The 15,985-nt window shown below is 52.7% G+C and carries 17 protein-coding genes and 1 tRNA gene; 6 read left to right on the top strand and 12 right to left on the bottom strand.

Annotated elements, in window-relative coordinates:
* Nucleotides 1-12 precede the first annotated feature (12 nt).
* The 4 genes from AC2FCQ_RS20690 to AC2FCQ_RS20705 are packed head-to-tail and all read right to left on the bottom strand — an operon-like array spanning nt 13 to nt 1,577.
* Nucleotides 13-411: a VOC family protein gene (locus AC2FCQ_RS20690; RefSeq protein ID WP_265554987.1), complete on the bottom strand. Its 399-nt coding sequence runs from the start codon at nt 409-411 to the stop codon at nt 13-15.
* Nucleotides 411-830 carry a YeeE/YedE family protein gene (locus AC2FCQ_RS20695; protein WP_209632709.1) on the bottom strand — a complete coding sequence of 140 codons (420 nt, stop codon included), beginning with the start codon at nt 828-830 and terminating at the stop codon, nt 411-413. The genes AC2FCQ_RS20690 and AC2FCQ_RS20695 overlap by 1 nt, the downstream gene beginning before the upstream one ends.
* Nucleotides 831-834: 4 nt before the next feature.
* Nucleotides 835-1,269, bottom strand: a complete 435-nt coding sequence (locus AC2FCQ_RS20700) for a YeeE/YedE family protein (RefSeq protein WP_209632708.1) — start codon at nt 1,267-1,269, stop codon at nt 835-837.
* Nucleotides 1,266-1,577, bottom strand: coding sequence for an ArsR/SmtB family transcription factor (locus tag AC2FCQ_RS20705; RefSeq protein ID WP_209632707.1), 312 nt, complete (start codon nt 1,575-1,577; stop codon nt 1,266-1,268). Before AC2FCQ_RS20705 ends, AC2FCQ_RS20700 begins: the two co-directional genes overlap by 4 nt.
* Before the next feature lie 141 nt (nt 1,578-1,718).
* Between AC2FCQ_RS20705 and AC2FCQ_RS20710 the strand changes: the two genes are divergently transcribed.
* Complete coding sequence (locus AC2FCQ_RS20710) at nt 1,719-2,480, top strand: AraC family transcriptional regulator (protein WP_209632706.1); 762 nt, start codon at nt 1,719-1,721, stop codon at nt 2,478-2,480.
* On the opposite strand, the gene leuA is transcribed toward AC2FCQ_RS20710, so the two are convergent.
* Complete coding sequence (leuA, locus tag AC2FCQ_RS20715) at nt 2,465-4,135, bottom strand: 2-isopropylmalate synthase (protein WP_209632705.1); 1,671 nt, start codon at nt 4,133-4,135, stop codon at nt 2,465-2,467. The two genes, AC2FCQ_RS20710 and leuA, sit on opposite strands and share 16 nt — an antisense overlap.
* Nucleotides 4,136-4,342: 207 nt before the next feature.
* Here leuA and AC2FCQ_RS20720 point away from each other — a divergent pair, with 207 nt between their 5' ends.
* The gene (locus AC2FCQ_RS20720; protein WP_209632704.1) at nt 4,343-4,720 is read left to right on the top strand and encodes a MysB family protein; all 378 of its coding nucleotides are present in this window, start codon (nt 4,343-4,345) and stop codon (nt 4,718-4,720) included.
* 63 nt (nt 4,721-4,783) lie between these two features.
* Complete coding sequence (locus tag AC2FCQ_RS20725) at nt 4,784-5,332, top strand: GNAT family N-acetyltransferase (protein WP_490307695.1); 549 nt, start codon at nt 4,784-4,786, stop codon at nt 5,330-5,332.
* Nucleotides 5,333-5,334: 2 nt separating this feature from the next.
* Here the strand turns inward: AC2FCQ_RS20725 and AC2FCQ_RS20730 are convergent, their stop codons facing one another.
* From AC2FCQ_RS20730 to mdoG, 3 genes are all read right to left on the bottom strand, one after another.
* On the bottom strand, nt 5,335-5,580 hold the full coding sequence (locus tag AC2FCQ_RS20730; RefSeq protein WP_265554997.1) for a YceK/YidQ family lipoprotein: 246 nt from the start codon (nt 5,578-5,580) through the stop codon (nt 5,335-5,337).
* Nucleotides 5,581-5,742: 162 nt separating this feature from the next.
* The gene (gene mdoH / locus AC2FCQ_RS20735; RefSeq protein ID WP_490307696.1) at nt 5,743-8,304 is read right to left on the bottom strand and encodes a glucans biosynthesis glucosyltransferase MdoH; all 2,562 of its coding nucleotides are present in this window, start codon (nt 8,302-8,304) and stop codon (nt 5,743-5,745) included.
* The gene (mdoG, locus tag AC2FCQ_RS20740) at nt 8,297-9,865 is read right to left on the bottom strand and encodes a glucans biosynthesis protein MdoG (RefSeq protein WP_209632700.1); all 1,569 of its coding nucleotides are present in this window, start codon (nt 9,863-9,865) and stop codon (nt 8,297-8,299) included. Before mdoG ends, mdoH begins: the two co-directional genes overlap by 8 nt.
* A 259-nt stretch (nt 9,866-10,124) precedes the next feature.
* On the opposite strand from mdoG, the gene mdoC reads away from it, so the two are divergent.
* From mdoC to AC2FCQ_RS20755, 3 genes are all read left to right on the top strand, one after another.
* Nucleotides 10,125-11,255, top strand: a complete 1,131-nt coding sequence (mdoC, locus tag AC2FCQ_RS20745) for a glucans biosynthesis protein MdoC (protein ID WP_209632699.1) — start codon at nt 10,125-10,127, stop codon at nt 11,253-11,255.
* A gap of 325 nt (nt 11,256-11,580) precedes the next feature.
* Complete coding sequence (locus AC2FCQ_RS20750) at nt 11,581-11,808, top strand: hypothetical protein (protein WP_209632698.1); 228 nt, start codon at nt 11,581-11,583, stop codon at nt 11,806-11,808.
* Nucleotides 11,809-12,110: 302 nt separating this feature from the next.
* Nucleotides 12,111-13,832 (top strand): potassium/proton antiporter, encoded by a 1,722-nt coding sequence (locus tag AC2FCQ_RS20755; RefSeq protein ID WP_209632697.1) that lies wholly within the window; start codon nt 12,111-12,113, stop codon nt 13,830-13,832.
* A 634-nt stretch (nt 13,833-14,466) separates the two neighbouring features.
* Here AC2FCQ_RS20755 and AC2FCQ_RS20760 read toward each other — a convergent pair.
* The 4 genes from AC2FCQ_RS20760 to AC2FCQ_RS20775 all read right to left on the bottom strand — a co-directional run bounded on the left by AC2FCQ_RS20760 (nt 14,467) and on the right by AC2FCQ_RS20775 (nt 15,881).
* Nucleotides 14,467-14,598, bottom strand: coding sequence for a hypothetical protein (locus AC2FCQ_RS20760; protein WP_017892391.1), 132 nt, complete (start codon nt 14,596-14,598; stop codon nt 14,467-14,469).
* A 69-nt stretch (nt 14,599-14,667) separates the two neighbouring features.
* Entirely contained in the window at nt 14,668-15,171 is a 504-nt protein-coding gene (locus tag AC2FCQ_RS20765; RefSeq protein ID WP_037419616.1) for a YlaC family protein, read from the bottom strand.
* A 127-nt stretch (nt 15,172-15,298) separates the two neighbouring features.
* Nucleotides 15,299-15,598 carry a sigma-S stabilization anti-adapter protein IraP gene (locus tag AC2FCQ_RS20770; RefSeq protein ID WP_209632696.1) on the bottom strand — a complete coding sequence of 100 codons (300 nt, stop codon included), beginning with the start codon at nt 15,596-15,598 and terminating at the stop codon, nt 15,299-15,301.
* A 188-nt stretch (nt 15,599-15,786) separates the two neighbouring features.
* Nucleotides 15,787-15,881, bottom strand: a tRNA-OTHER gene (locus tag AC2FCQ_RS20775).
* Nucleotides 15,882-15,985 lie beyond the last annotated feature (104 nt).

The following is a 15,985-nucleotide window of genomic DNA, read 5'->3' on the forward strand; positions in this document are numbered from 1 at the left end:
CGCTGGCTTTTTTTATGCTTCCCACGCCCGTTGTTGTAACACTACCCGATAACCGTCCAGATCTTCGAATGTCCGCCCGTTGACATCCCAATAGGGGTTATATGCCGCAACGCGCCTAAAACCGGCGGCCGACATACGTTGGCATCCTGCCAGCCACGCCTTTTCATCCGGTAAATAAAACACCAGCAGATGGTCCTGCGTCGGCGCCTGCCCCACGTTGACACCGCGATGGTGAGTGAATTCCAGGTGGTAACCATGCTCCGGATGCCCAACCATCACGCCGTCAAATCCCTGATGATCCTCGAACTCACCCAGCCGTTCGAAACCCAGCCCTTGGCAGTACAGGGCCGCTATCTCCTGTAACCTGTCGGTCGGACGTGCAATACGCAGCACCGCGTTAGCTGTTGCCATTATTTTCTCCGTAGTATCATCGTTTCATACAGGGCCATTCCCACCAACATCGCCACAACAAACTGCACCCCAGCCAAGGATCCCGCTCCGGCAAGTACCCAGGCCGGCCCTGGGCAAATGCCCGCCATTCCCCAACCAATCCCGAATAACGCACTGCCGATCAGTAAACGACGATCCAGGCGTCTGTTGGTGGGAATCTGCATCTCCTCACCCAGTAAAGCATGCTGCCGACGACGCGCCCAAAGGAATGCGGGTGCCGCCACGGCTATCGCCCCCACCATGACCAAAGCCAATGACGGATCCCACTGACCGGTAATATCGAGAAAAGCCACTACTTTGGCCGGATTAGCCATCCCGGCAATCATCAAACCGAGACCGAAAATAGCGCCACTCAGTAAAGCAAACAGGAGTTTGAACATGCGGTTAAGCCCCCACCCAATGACGGACGGCCCATACCGTAATAAAGCCCAGCAGCATAAATACCGCCGTAGCCGCCAGCGAACGCGGCGCTAATCTTGCCGTGCCGCAAACACCGTGACCGCTGGTGCAGCCACCGCCCAACCGCGTTCCCAAACCAACCAGCAATCCCGCAGAAATCAGCCATAAACTGCTGCCACTGATCGGCATTACCGGTAAGGGTACCGCCATACGGTACAGCCAGGGAGAAATCAGTAACCCGATAAGAAATGCGGCCCGCCAACGCTTCTCTTTGCCTTGAGGTGTCAACAGGCCACCGGTAATCCCACTGATACCCGCAATACGGCCGTTAAACAGCAACAGCAGTGCCACCGCAATACCGATAATGCCCCCCCCAATCAGGGATGACGCTGGCGTAAAGTGCTGCCAATCGATGCTCATCGTGACTCTCCCGGTTGCGGACAATAGAGCTGATACAAAGTATGGATCACCGCCAAGGCTTTTTCATCACTCACGACGTAGTAGATTTGCTTACCCTCCCGACGCGTTGACACCAGCCCTTCCTGCCGCAATACACCAAGCTGCTGCGAAAGGGTTGGCTGACGAATATCCAGCGCCAGCGCCAATTCCCCTACCGACATTTCACCCTGGCTAAGCTGGCAAAGAAGTAGCAAACGGTCCTCATTACCCAGCGCCCGCAGCAGCGTTCCTGCCTGTGCCGCCGCCTGTCGCATACTGCCGATATCCATTGCTTCACCCCAAACAATATACTAAATTATATATTATATGTTTATATACTATAATTTATCACTCTGCCATAGGCTGGTACGAAATGTTTCAGCATGGCATGCTGCCGTTATCATTTCTCCGCGTATCGGGATGCCCCAATAATGCTGCTTTTCCATGGCGCTGTGCCCGCCAATCGCTCAATTGTGCCGGTCTCCAAAGATTATCAACACGGCGACTTCGAACCGCCTCACTACCATGACTGTGCGCAATTAATTCACAGTCTTAGCGGCGTGGTACAGGTGAATACCCGTCAGGGAAGCTGGGTGGTGCCACCTGGGCGGGGTGTCTGGTTGCCTGCACGGGTTGAACACAGCCTACGCATCACCGGCAGAGTGGCGGCAAGAGCCCTGTTGGTCGATCCGCTGGCACGCGCCGATCTCCCTGCACGCTGCGAGGTGGTACAAATCTCACCGCTGCTGCGCGAGCTGATTATCTGCGCGATGGATATTGCGGTGGATTATCCCGTAGGCGGTCGTGAGGAGCGGATCATGGAGCTGATTCTGGATGAGTTGCGCGTCCTGCCGATTCTGCCGTTGAATTTGCCAGAACCCCGCAGTGAAGCTTTACTGTCGTTGTGCAGACATATTCAGCAATCCTTGGCACACCCCTGGGAATTAGAGCACGCCGCCGGTTACATCAACGTCAGCGGCCGCACACTGTCGCGCCGATTCCAACGAGAGACAGGGTTGCGCTTTGGCGATTGGGTACGCCGTGCACGTTTACTGGCCGCACTGAACGCCCTGGCTGCCGGGCATTCAGTATTGGAAGTGGCGCTGGATTTAGGCTACGACAGCCCGAGTGCTTTCAGCGCCATGTTTCGCCGCGTATTGGGCGTTGCACCCAGCGCTTACTTCACCAGGTAGCGCGCCGCAACATTGAATAACGCTTGCAGCGAGGCGCTGGCAGAATCGACGTCGATTCCCACACCGTAAGCGGCCTCGCCATGTGCCAGAGTACAACGAATATAGGCAACCGCACGGCTGTGGCTCTGATGCCCTAACGTGTGCTCATGGTAGTCTTCTATTGCCATACTCAAGCCAAACCGTTGGCGCAACGCATCCACCGCACTGGACAGCAGGCCGTTGCCAACCCCCAGTAACCGTTGTTGATGCCCGTCAAACAACACCCGAGCACTAAAGCTGTAGGCCTCGACGCCGTGGCTTTCCGTCTGATAGCTCAGCAATTGCAAACGCGGTTGCTCCACCAGACCATAGTTGATACGAAACAAGCGCCACAGCTCCGCAGTGGTCATCTCTTTGCCGCTGCCATCCGTCGCTTGCTGCACCACCTTGCTGAAATCAATCTGTAACCCACGCGGCAACGACAGCCCATGGTTTTGTTCCAGTAACCAAGCCGCCCCGCTTTTGCCTGATTGGCTGTTAACCCGAATCACCGCTTCATAACTGCAACCGACGTCCGCCGGATCAAGCGGCAGATAAGGCACTTGCCACAGACCGTCCTGTCGATGCTGTTGGGCAGCAAACCCTTTTTTGATCGCATCTTGATGTGAACCGGAAAAGGCGGTGAAAACCAGCTCGCCAGCATAAGGATGCCGCGGATGTACCGGTAACTGATTACACTGTTCGACCACCTCAACAACATGCTTTAACTGGCTGAAATCCAGCCCCGGCGCAATGCCCTGGGTATACAGATTGAGTGCCAGCGTCACCAGATCGACATTGCCGGTGCGTTCACCGTTGCCGAACAGGCAACCTTCCACCCGATCGGCACCGGCCAGCATCGCCAGTTCGGCGCAGGCCACCCCCGTCCCCCGATCGTTATGCGGATGCACGCTGATGGTCACGCTGTTACGCTGACTGAAGCGACGACAAAACCACTCAATCTGATCGGCGTAAACATTCGGCGTACTCACTTCGACCGTGGCCGGCAGGTTGATAATCATGGGCCGCCCTGGGCCAGGCTGCCACACATCAGCAACCGCTTCACAAATCTCCAGCGCAAACTCCAGCTCGGTAAAACAAAACGTTTCCGGCGAATACTCAAAAGACCAGGCCGTTTCCGGCTGCAGCTCGCACTGCTGGCGGATGCGCAGTGCACCGTTCACCGCCAGCGCAACCGTCGCCGCCTTGTCCTGCTTGAACACAATGTCGCGGAACATCGGCGCAGTAGCGTTATATAAATGAACGATGGCGCGCGGGATGCCACGCAGTGCCTCAAAAGTTCGATCAATCAGATCATCTCGTGACTGAGTCAGTACCTGAATATTGACGTCATCCGGGATCAGTCGTTCATCAATCAACGAACGGACAAAATCAAAATCCGTTTGTGACGCAGAAGGAAATGCCACCTCAATCTCTTTGAACCCACACGCCAACAACAACTGGTAGAACTGGCGTTTGCGAACATTATCCATGGGTTCCGCCAGCGCCTGATTGCCGTCACGCAGATCGCTGGAGCACCAGCGGGGAGCCTGCTGCAAGGTACGCCCTGGCCATTGGCGGTCAGGTAACGTCACCGGAGGGAATGGGCGATATTTGATTGATGGATTGGTTAACATGGCGATCTCCTGGGCTGTCATAAGCAATAGCGTATTATTTCCCGCCGGGTGATCCCCTGCTCCAGCTCAGCGGACAACCTTCGTCGCAAAACGGACAATAAAAAATTTGCATCCTGCGCCAGTGCGGCAACAATTAATTCTGATGTTAGCCATGGCGCGTTGCGCCCTTAAAGATCCTTTATTAACCTCATGGGACGGGAGAAGAATATGAGCCTGTATGCAACCCTGGAAGACGCGATTGAAGCAGCACGCGAGGAATTTATTGAATCAGCAGAAGGGGGAGACGATGATGAACCCCCGGTACCGCAGCAGTTCAATCTGCAAAAATACGTGATGTTGGATGGTGAGACCATGTGGCAGGCCGAGTTTTTCGAGCAAGAAGGCGAATCGGTTGAATGTCTGACATTACGCAGTGGTGCCGCTGCCCAAGCCATTTTTGACGGTGATTATGACGAAGTCGAGATTAGCGCCGAATGGATAGACGAAAATACGCTGCACGAGTGGGAAGAAGGTGATTTCCAACTCGACCCACCCTTGGATACCGAAGAGGGCCAGACCGCGGCCGATGAGTGGGACGAACGTTGAATAATAACGGGCGGGAGCAAGCAAAATCCCGCCCATAATCCCCATAATTTTCAAAGAGGCATTATGATTATCCGTCAGGCACGCCCCGAAGATTACCCCGCCATTCTGCAGCTGCAAACACAAAATATCCCGGCCAATTTAAGCGACAGCCAAAAGCGTCAGGGTTTTATTGTTTCTAACATGAACGAAGCGCAATTGGCGCGCATTAACCAGGGGCTCGGTATTCTGGTCGCGGTTGAAGATCGGGCGTTGGCCGGTTTTGTCTGTCTGATGACCACGGACGCACAGCCGCGACCGCCGGTAGTGGATGCAATGCTGGAAAAACTTGCCAGCGAGTCCTTCAACGGACGACCGTTGAGTGAACAGCGGGTATTTATGTACGGCCCGGTGTGCCTGAATACCTCTTGGCGTGGCAAAGGTGTGCTGAAGCAGTTGTTCGCCGCCGTCAAAACGCACACCCGTGAGAGATTTGATGTGGGCGCCCTGTTTATTGACAACAACAACCCGCACTCGTTGGCGGCTCATCAGCAGGGATTAAAAATGACGGTGCTGGCCCCATTCCAGTGCGGCCGGCAAGGGTATCAACTGTTGGTGTTTGCCACTCAAAGCTAACCTTATTCGTAAGGCCCGTGCTGTGCATCAAACGGCAGCATAAAGGTGTCCACCACCATCGACAGCGGCACATCGATCACCGTGACATAGCGCCAGGGCGTATCGCGCAGATCCCATTGCACACCCGGGTAGTATTGATGGCCGTGCCCGGCGCCCGGTACTGTGCGGCTGATAATACTGCCGCAGCCGCTTAACAGCGTCACACCCGTTGCCAATAATGCCAGCCGAAGAAAAGAAGAGAGATTCACCACATTGACTCTTAGACCTGGTTGTTCCGAAAATAAACAACGCCCGGAGCAAATTTTAACATAGTTTTTGCCTTTCAGATTATCAGCATTACGTCAGCGACAAGCCAAAAAAAACGGGGAACACGCTATGCGTATTCCCCGTTGAGACAGCCGATTCAGCGTTTAACGCTGGCCAACCGGATGAGCTTTTTCGTTGTGTGGCAATTGCTGGTAGTGTTCACGCCAGGCGACACCCTCCGGCAACAACCAGACACGTTGATGCAACCGCGACATAGCAACAGGGTCGCTTAGCAGCTCCAGGCGTTTGCCCTTCACCAATTTCTCTGGCCCCAGTTGCAGTGCCTCATTCACCCGTTCTTCACGATTGCGCTCGATAGCACCGCGCAAGTGGTGACGCGCGGTCGCCAGCGCAGCCGCCAACGCGTTAAATGACGGGTTAACCACGGCATGCATAAAGCCATTCGCCAGCGCACGTTCACGGTTAAGCTGCAGATACGCTTCCGTCGCCAGCAGTTCGCGCGGCGGCGAGTACTCTTCTGGGATCAGGAACAGCTTGGCACGCTTACTCTTGATACCCAAGGTTGCTCGGCTCGACAAAGCCGAAACGATCGGTGACAAGATCAGGGAGAAGACAATCGGCGACAACCACCACAGGAAACGCAGATCAAGCCAAGCCATACCGCCAGCCCAGACCAGACCGAGCAGCATCTGTGAACCATGACGTTTAAAGGCTTCGCTCCATGGCGTGTCATCATCGTCACGTTGCGGCGAGTTCCACACCACTTCCCAACCGAGGAAGGCACTGACCACAAACACGGTATGGAACAGCATACGTACGGGCGCCAGCAATACCGAGAACAGCATTTCCAACAGCATTGACAGGAACAGACGTACACCACCGCCGTATTCCTTGGCCCCTTTCGCCCAAATCAGCACGATACTGAGCAACTTAGGCAAGAATAACAGCACCAGCGTGGTAGAGAACAGGGCGATCGCCAGTTCAGGACGCCACTGCGGCCATACCGGGAACAGCTGACGTGGCTGCAGGAAGTACTGCGGCTCCATCAGGGTATGCACCACCTGCAATGCGGTAGATAAGGCCAGGAACATAAACCATAGCGGTGCCGACAAATAGGACATCACGCCAGTCAAGAACACTGCACGGTGTACCGGGTGCATGCCTTTGACCAGGAACAGACGGAAGTTCATCAGGTTGCCGTGGCACCAGCGGCGGTCACGTTTCAGTTCATCCAGCAGGTTTGGCGGCAATTCTTCATAGCTGCCCGGCAGATCATAAGCGATCCACACTCCCCAACCGGCACGACGCATCAGCGCAGCTTCTACAAAGTCATGCGACAAGATAGAACCGGCGAAAGAGCCTTCACCCGGCAACGGTGCCAACGCACAGTGCTCAATAAACGGCTTCACGCGGATAATCGCGTTATGACCCCAGTAGTGAGATTCACCCAACTGCCAAAAATGCAGGCCTGCCGTAAACAGCGGTCCGTAAACCCGGGTAGCAAACTGTTGCACCCGAGCGTACAGCGTATCCATGCCCGACGCTTTTGGCGCAGACTGGATAATACCGGCGTTCGGGTTAGCTTCCATCAAGCGTACCAGACCGGTCAAACACTCACCGCTCATCACGCTGTCAGCGTCCAGAATCACCATGTAGCTGTACTCACCGCCCCAGCGACGACAGAAATCGTCGATGTTACCGCTTTTGCGTTTCACACGGCGGCGGCGGCGGCGGTAGAAGATACGACCGTGGCCGTCTACGTCACGGCACAGTTCCATCCAGGCTTTCTGTTCCGCCATGCAGATATCCGGGTCGTAGCTGTCGCTCAGCACGTAGATATCAAAATGTTCGAGCTGACCGGTGGCGGCAACGGACTCATAGGTCGCACGCAGGCCGGCGAACACACGTTCGACGTCCTCGTTACAGATCGGCATAATCAAGGCGGTACGGTGCGCCGGGTTGATTGGCTCATCGCCCTTGATGGTGGAGGAGATACTGTATTTGTCTTTGCCGATCAGCAACTGCAAGAAGCCCATCAGCGCAGTCCAGAACCCCGCAGAAACCCAGCAGAACAAAATAGCGAACAGGATCAAAATGCCGGTTTGCAGCACATAAGGCAGCAGTTGCAATACTGACTGCATCAGGTCCTGATCCCACATGGCCATTGGATCGATCAACGCCCAGCCCTGATACGGCAAGATGGTTTTCATGTACCACGTGGCGATACCGGTCTGCACCAGCATCAGTACCAACAGCACATAACGGCGCATAGAACCCACCACACGCCAGCGGTTTTCTGCGTCGGCCTCTTCCTTGGTCGCGTGACGATTGTGCGGAGTACGACCTAACAGAGAATCCCAAAAACGCGCCACTGGATTCGTGCGCCACGCTTCGGGGAACATACTGGTACGTTTAATCGGCGGCGTGGCCTTAAGAATGCTGCGCCCTTCCACATCGGTATCAAAATCGTCGTCGCGGACCGCATCCGGCCAGGCGCTTTCAATACGCGCCTTGACCGAGGCCAACGCCACGTCATCCGCCGACAGCGTATCAACGTTGGCATCGGTAGCGCCCATCTTACGATGGAGCGCCTCCAGTGCCTGAGCGTCATCCGCACCCGGTTGTGGTTTAAGCGCCTCTGACCGCTCAGCGGTCAGAGGCATTGCCGCAAGATAATCCTGGGCACGTTGAGTAGGCTTATTCATTGGCAGGTAGCTGATAGCTCCAGGTTTCAGACAGGGTCTTATCACCATTGACCAGCGCTGCGCGCATTTCTACCGGCTTTTTGTCGTCTTTAACTTTCAGACGCAGCGTCAAACGCCAGCCTTTGGTCACTGGGTTATAGCGGACATTGTTTTCTACCATTTCCCCGTTATCGCCGATACTCACTTGAGCGGCAACCGGTGTAGCGCCGTCCAGGCCTTTCAGCACTGGGCCAACGAAGTCAACCAGGAAGGCCACGCTACCATCGGGTTCACGAATCAGGTTGGACTGTTTCACGTCACCGGTAGAGCGCATGGTTTGGCTAACATACGCAATGTCCTGCGAATGCAGTTTGTCTTCATCACGCGTGAAATGCAGACGATAGCTCAGGGTCAACGCTGTTTTAGCGTCCGGTAAGACGTCCGGCGTCCAGAAGGCAACAATGTTGTCATTGGTTTCGTCCGCCGTTGGGATTTCCACCAGCTCAACTTTACCCTTGCCCCAGTCACCGCGCGGCTCAATCCAGGCACTTGGACGCAGATCGTAACGATCGTCCAGATCTTCGTAATCCTTGAAATTGCGACCACGCTGCAGCAGACCGAAACCTTTAGGATTTTCGACCTGATAAGTGCTGACTGACAGGTGCTTCGGATTATTCAGCGGACGCCAGATCCATTCGCCATTACCCGCATGGATCGACAAACCATTGGAGTCATGCAATGCCGGACGGTAGTTCAGGGTTGGCGACGGCTGACTTGGCCCGAACAGGTACATACTGGTTAGCGGTGCCATGCCCAGCTTGCCGACCTTGTCGCGCAGGAACACTTTAGACTCGACGTCCACAGTGGTATCGCGGCCCGGATAGACCACAAAACGGTAAGCCCCGGTGGCACGCGGCGAATCCAACAGCGCGTAAATCACCAGATGCTTGTCGCCTTGCTTAGGACGTTCGACCCAGAATTCGCGGAAACGCGGGAACTCTTCGCCTGAAGGAAGCGCGGTATCAATCGCCAAGCCACGCGCTGACAGCCCGTACACCTGCCCTTTACCCACCACGCGGAAGTAACTCGCGCCCAGCAGGCTCATAATTTCGTCGTTCTTGTCTGCACTGTTGATCGGGTAAATCACCTTGAAACCAGCAAAGCCAAGGTTTTTCACAGAATCCGGATCGTGCTTCACCGAACCAAAGTTGAAGTAGTCAGGGCTGTACTTGATCTCTTTTACACTTGTTGCGGTGACTTCGTTGATTTTCACCGGCGTGTCGAAGTACATCCCCTGATGATAAAACTCAAGCTTGAAAGGGGTTTTCAGTTTGTTCCAATAGGCTTTATCGTGATTGAACTGAATCTGCTGGTAATCCGCGAATTTCATCTCACGGAATTGAGAAGGAAGGTTGCTCTTCGGAGCCTCAAAGCCTTTCCCTGCCAGATCCTGCGCCTGCTTGGCAACATCATCGATAGAAAAAGCCCATGCTTGCGAAGTAAACAGCGTGAACAAAACGGTCGCACCTAACCAACGTACGCTCGCGGCGCGTGGCTTTTTGGATAATATATTAACTAGCACATCCCCCCCTATTCGTGTGCTCAAATCATTTAAATCCATATTAATGGATTATTCAGCTTTCCGACAACATGATAAATGGATGGTTCATGTTTATGGCTCATTGTTTAAGCAGCTGACTAAACACCAGCGTAGCAAGCCGCGCAACAAGACGCTATGGAAAAATGTGAAACGGTATAGTAGGGTTTGGGATTGCGATTTAACCATTGCCGACTTATTAAGCGTGTTAATGACCTCTCGATAAAATCACCAGCGGTAACCTATGACAAACGGCAGCAACCAACGCGAGTTTTTCCTCGATTCAATCCGGGCTTATTTGATGTTGCTCGGCATCCCTTTTCATCTCTCCTTGATCTATTCAAGCCATGCCTGGGCAGTAAACAGCGCTACGCCCTCATTCTCGCTGACAGTGCTGAACGACTTCATTCATGCCTTCCGCATGCAGGTGTTCTTCGTGATTTCAGGCTACTTCTCCTACATGCTATATGAACGCTATGAGCGCCATAAGTGGTTGAAGGTCAGACTGGAACGCGTCGCAATCCCATTACTGAGCTCGATCCCGTTAATAACTGTTCCCCAATTTTTCATGCTGAAATATTTCACCGATAAATTAAACGGCTGGGACAACTTTTCGCTCTACCAGAAAATAAATGTAACGGTTTGGGAACTGATTTCTCACCTGTGGTTTTTATTAACGCTGTCATTACTGACCACCGCCTGTTTTTATCTTTTCAAAAAGATCAAGGCGCAAAAAACGCAGGTCATTCCCTATCCCATAAATAAAATGACTGGATTAGGAAACATCTCACTGTTCTTTCTTATTTATGCGTTATGCTATTCGGCCGCGCACCGTATTATTTTAATTGTCGCCCCTCATTTACTGTCCAACGGCATGTTCAATTTCGTGGTGATGGAGACGATGTTCTACCTGCCGTTCTTTATCCTTGGCGCTTACGCATTTAAGTACGTGTGGCTTAAAGAGATTTTCCTCAAACCTTCGGCCTGGTCGCTGCTGGGCTCCTTGCTGTTGTTCATAGCCTACATGCTGAATCAGAAGTATCTGGCCCACAGTAGCTATATGTTCGAGCTGGAAGTGCTGATCAAAACCCTGTTGGGGATCCTGATGGCCAACGTGATTTTCTCATTCGGGCATAACCTGCTGAACTATCATTCGCCACGAATCACTTATCTGGTCAATGCATCGCTGTTTATATATCTGGTGCACCATCCGCTGACTCTGATATATGGCGCTTTTGTGACGCCGCATATCAACAATAACCTACTGGGTTTTCTGGCAGGATTGGTGTTTGTCTTCTCCTGCGCCTTCGCCTTATATGAGTTGCACAAGCGCATTCCGCTGATTCGTTTCCTGTTCTCCGGTAAGCCGCAATAAGCCAACCGCCCGGTAATCGTTTCTGCTTACCGGGCCCTTCACTGTCATATCGCTGTACATCAGAACCGCTATCATTTCTCCCACGCCAGAGCGGCCCTCCATTTCCGATACTGAGCACACATTGCTCACACCCATGGCGAAAGTTAAGGCAAAGTTATGCTGGAGCATATTGTTGCTAGTTGTTATAACTGCAACGCATAAGTGGAAATCCACATCCCTGCCTTACGGTAGCGATTGGGCTCAATGAACCCTGAGGGACGGCATTGCCGTTATCGCGGCAAAGCTTGCAGTATCGCCCTTCCGTCACGACAGAGAGGATTTTTTAATGACTGATGATAAAGACACTTCGGCGCAGGAAGCCGTACCGGAAAATGCCACCCTATTGAAAATCCTTGGTCGGTTACTTTCCGCACTGGATTCGTCAATCAGCGGCAAGGATCGCAGTATTCTGGTCACTGAACTCTCCAGCCTCAACCTTGATGGCATTTCAGAGTCAGAACGAAAACTGGCGGCTGAGCTGATCAAGCGAGCCCTGCAATCACTCGATCATTAACGACACCCTGCCTGCAAACCATTAAGCCTCCTCGCGGGGGTTTAATGGTTTTTCCTGCTCACTACCGCTACAGAAAGCAGGATTATTGAACGCACAGAACTACAGTGTTCTGATAAATATAGGTAAAAGTAAGAAGTTCACCCATTTCTCTGCCCTTCCTCATGCTTCCCCTCTTAAATGACAATAAATGCAAAATCTTTTCCTAATCAGCCTTGGCGTTTTACCCAAAAAACAGGCTATCATCATGGGGTATCTGCGCCCGCGCGCAACGCCTTTTCCCCAGCCTGCAGGAGAACGTTATTTTGGATGCCAGCACCATTAACAGTTTGTTCATCATCGGTGCCGTGTTGGTGGGAGCAAGTATTCTTCTCAGTTCATTTTCTTCGCGTCTGGGTATTCCCATCCTGGTCATCTTCCTGGCCATAGGCATGTTGGCAGGTGTCGATGGGCCGGGCGGCATCGTATTCAGTAATTATCCTGTGGCCTATCTCGTCAGCAACCTGGCACTCGCCGTGATTCTGCTGGACGGGGGGATGCGTACCCGCGTCAGTTCATTCCGTGTTGCACTCTGGCCCGCGCTCTCTCTTGCGACCATCGGGGTGGTGATCACCGCGGGGTTGACCGGCCTCGCTGCCGCCTGGCTGTTCAACCTCGATCTGCTGCAGGGCATGCTGATTGGCGCCATTATCGGCTCTACCGACGCCGCTGCGGTATTTTCATTGCTGGGCGGTAAAGGGCTTAACGAACGTGTCAGTGCCACGCTGGAGATTGAATCTGGCAGCAACGACCCAATGGCGGTGTTTCTTACCATCACCCTGATTGCGATGATCGCCGCTGGCGAAACCACCCTGAGCTGGATGTTCCCTCTCCACCTACTGCAACAGTTTGGTATGGGGATCGTATTTGGTCTTGGCGGCGGTTGGCTGTTACTGACGTTAATCAACCATATCAAACTGGCAGAAGGCTTATATCCATTGCTCGCCGTGAGCGGCGGCATCTTAATCTTTGCGCTGACAACGGCACTGGACGGCAGCGGCATTCTGGCGGTGTATCTGTGCGGCCTGATGTTGGGCAATCGTCCTATCCGCAACCGGCATGGCATTGTCCAAACCTTTGACGGCTTGGCTTGGTTGAGCCAAATCGGCATGTTTCTGGTGTTGGGCCTGCTGCTCAACCCGCACGAGTTGTTGCCTATCGCCATCCCTGCCCTGCTGCTGTCGCTATGGATGATTTTGTTCGCCAGGCCGCTTTCGGTGTTTATCGGGTTGCTACCGTTCCGCAGCTTTACCCTGCGCGAGCGCAGCTTTATCTCCTGGGTCGGTCTACGCGGCGCCGTACCGGTTATTCTTGCCGTCTTCCCAATGATGGCTGGGTTGCCCAATGCGCAGCTGTTCTTCAATGTGGCTTTCTTTGTCGTATTGGTTTCATTGCTGCTGCAAGGCACAACGCTGTCGTTCGCTGCGAGAAAAGCCAAGGTGATCGTCCCACCCGCACTGGCACCGATTTCCCGGGTTGGGTTAGACGTACACCCAGAAAACCAGTGGGAGCAGTTTGTTTATCAACTCTCGTCAGAAAATTGGTGCGTCGGCGCAGCGCTGCGTGAACTTAAAATGCCCCCCGGCACGCGTATTGCCGCACTCTTCCGCGGGAAGGAATTGTTGCACCCTAGCGGCAGTACACGGCTGCGTGAGGATGACATTCTGTGCGTTATCGGCCACGAACATGATTTGCCCGTCCTGGGGAAACTGTTCAGCCAGGCGCCAGTAGTGACGCTGGATGAGCGGTTCTTCGGCGACTTTATCTTGCAGTCGGACGCACGCCTAAGCGACATTTCGCAAGTGTATGGGCTTAACCTGCATGAAGGTGTGGATGAGCAACAAACGCTTGGCCAATTCGTGATTCAACTGATTGGCGGTGAGCCCGTGGTGGGCGATCAGGTTGAATGGGATGGCCTGACCTGGACCATTGCTGAAATGGATGGCAATGCCATCAGTAAGATTGGCGTAAGAATTGTTACTGACTGATCCTTGAGCAACATAGGCCGTTGCGTCTCACTACCCGCAGCGGCCACCTCAAAACAGACGGAACTTATAGGTTGAGAAAGGTTCTTAAACTCTGTGATTATCAAAACTGGGCGTTCAGCCCGACGTTTTAACCTTTTACTCTGGGAACGCCGCATCGCGGTGATGGGTAATTGATTTGAACAGTAAAACTCAATTTCTATCGGCTATGCTGGGTATTGCACTGACGATCATCGTGCTGGACCTGGGTATCGCCGATTTGATCCATAGACTCTTAATTGGATAACTGTAACGTGGCACAGCAGCAACAAGAAAAAGATATTCTAGGAAAAATACTGGTTACCGTCTCTGCGCTCTGCCTGATCATCGTGGCAGTGCTGCTGGTTTGGGGATTTTTGCTGGATTAAACCATTAGCCTGGCGCAAGTAACAGCGACACATAGCAACAACCATTTTGTTACAATATATCGACATCTCTTGCAGACCATTGCGCGTATGCTCAGTGCAGACAGTAATAACAATAAGCCCTCATACTTCTTAAGTGTTGGCCCGCCTGAAACGGGCTTTTTTTTGTCTGCAACATCTCGATTTAGACATAAAAAAAACCGCCGCAGCGGTTTTTTTATTGGCGATGGCGCTCAGATCTTACAACCTTCGCAGTCCGCTTCATCCTCAAGGATCTCGGGGAGCTCTTTCGCCTTCTGCGCCGCTTTTTCTTCTGCTTGCGCTAATTCTGCATCGATATCAAAATCGAAAATATCATCACTCATCGTAAACTCCACAGGCTAACCAGGCTTCAAAGCGTGAGTATAATCGACAACTACGCAGTCTGAAACCCTTCAGTTAAGCACGGCCACCTGCGGTTGTTCATCCTGCGGCTTCTTTGAGTACGCCAGATCGTAAACGTCATAAAAATCGATCTCGCCTTTATTGGCGATGATTTCCTGCATGCGCGTTTTCATCGCCGCACCGATCATCGGCTCATCCAACAGGGCCTTCACCGACTGCGGAGAGAGCGCACGAGTGAAATACCATTCGCCGTTATAGCATACGCGCAGATCCAACACCCCGATATCTTCAAAACGATAGACCGGTTTGATTTCAATCAGCAGCATCGCGAACATGAACAAAACAAAGGCAGTGAATGCTAAAAACGAAATGAAGCCCATATAAGGGACTTGGTACATCACCGCGATCACAGCGAAATAACCGGCAAACATGGCGAGACACAGATAACGGTGATCGCGGGCAAATTCGCTGTTAAACCGCAGCTTACCGTCGCGCCCTTCCTGTCGATTGATCCGCTCGATTTCTTTTACCAAGATGCTTTTAATCGCGTCCATCGTTACAACCTTATGCCTGGGGGGCATTATTGATAGCAATAATCTTCCCACAAACTAACACAAGTACAGTTTGCCCAGGTAGATCAGTTATGCAATTTAAAATCGGCAACTGTTATACCTATGGCAATTAGCGCTGCAGAGAGTTTTTGCCTTGGGCGAACATAAACATCCGCTGGGCGATATCATCAGCTTGTTTGATTTTTTGTTTTTGCGGCTCGTTGCACCGTTGAATCGCACGAGCATAAGCAAGCTCATGGGCCTGATCGATCATCGCAATAATTTTGTCCCGCTCCTGGGGTTCCAGGTTTCCGAGCATGGTGGTGATGATCGCTTGATAAGCGTTGGAAGCTGCCGTTAGCGACTTTTCTCTGGCTTCAAGTGCCGCTACACGTTGCAATAATTCCTGCAGTTGATCGGACTCAGACATAGCGATCTCCTGTTACCGGGCAGCATACCTGCCTGATCTCAGTCTAGCAAAGAACGATCACAAGAGAAGAAGATAAAAGAAAGGAAGAGAAACGGTTACGGGAAAGCGCACCCGAAAATCCCAACAAGGAGCCGATAGTGCAAATCAACCCGGGTGCGCTTTACGATAGCAATTCCTTAGAAGGAAGCTGGCGCGCTATGCAGGACTCGAACCCGCGTCTATCAATTTTGTAGCCAAATAAGCATGATAAAACCAATCACTCTGCCAACTGAGTTAATAGCGCATTCCTTCGCTTCGGGGCGTCATTATCCATATTAATGCTGTGGATTCAAGTTATCTAGGTATGACCGACTGATTTTACAGAGAATTCTTAAAATTTCGCTCACT

Source organism: Serratia sp. CoH_134_PS_4 (assembly GCF_058190535.1).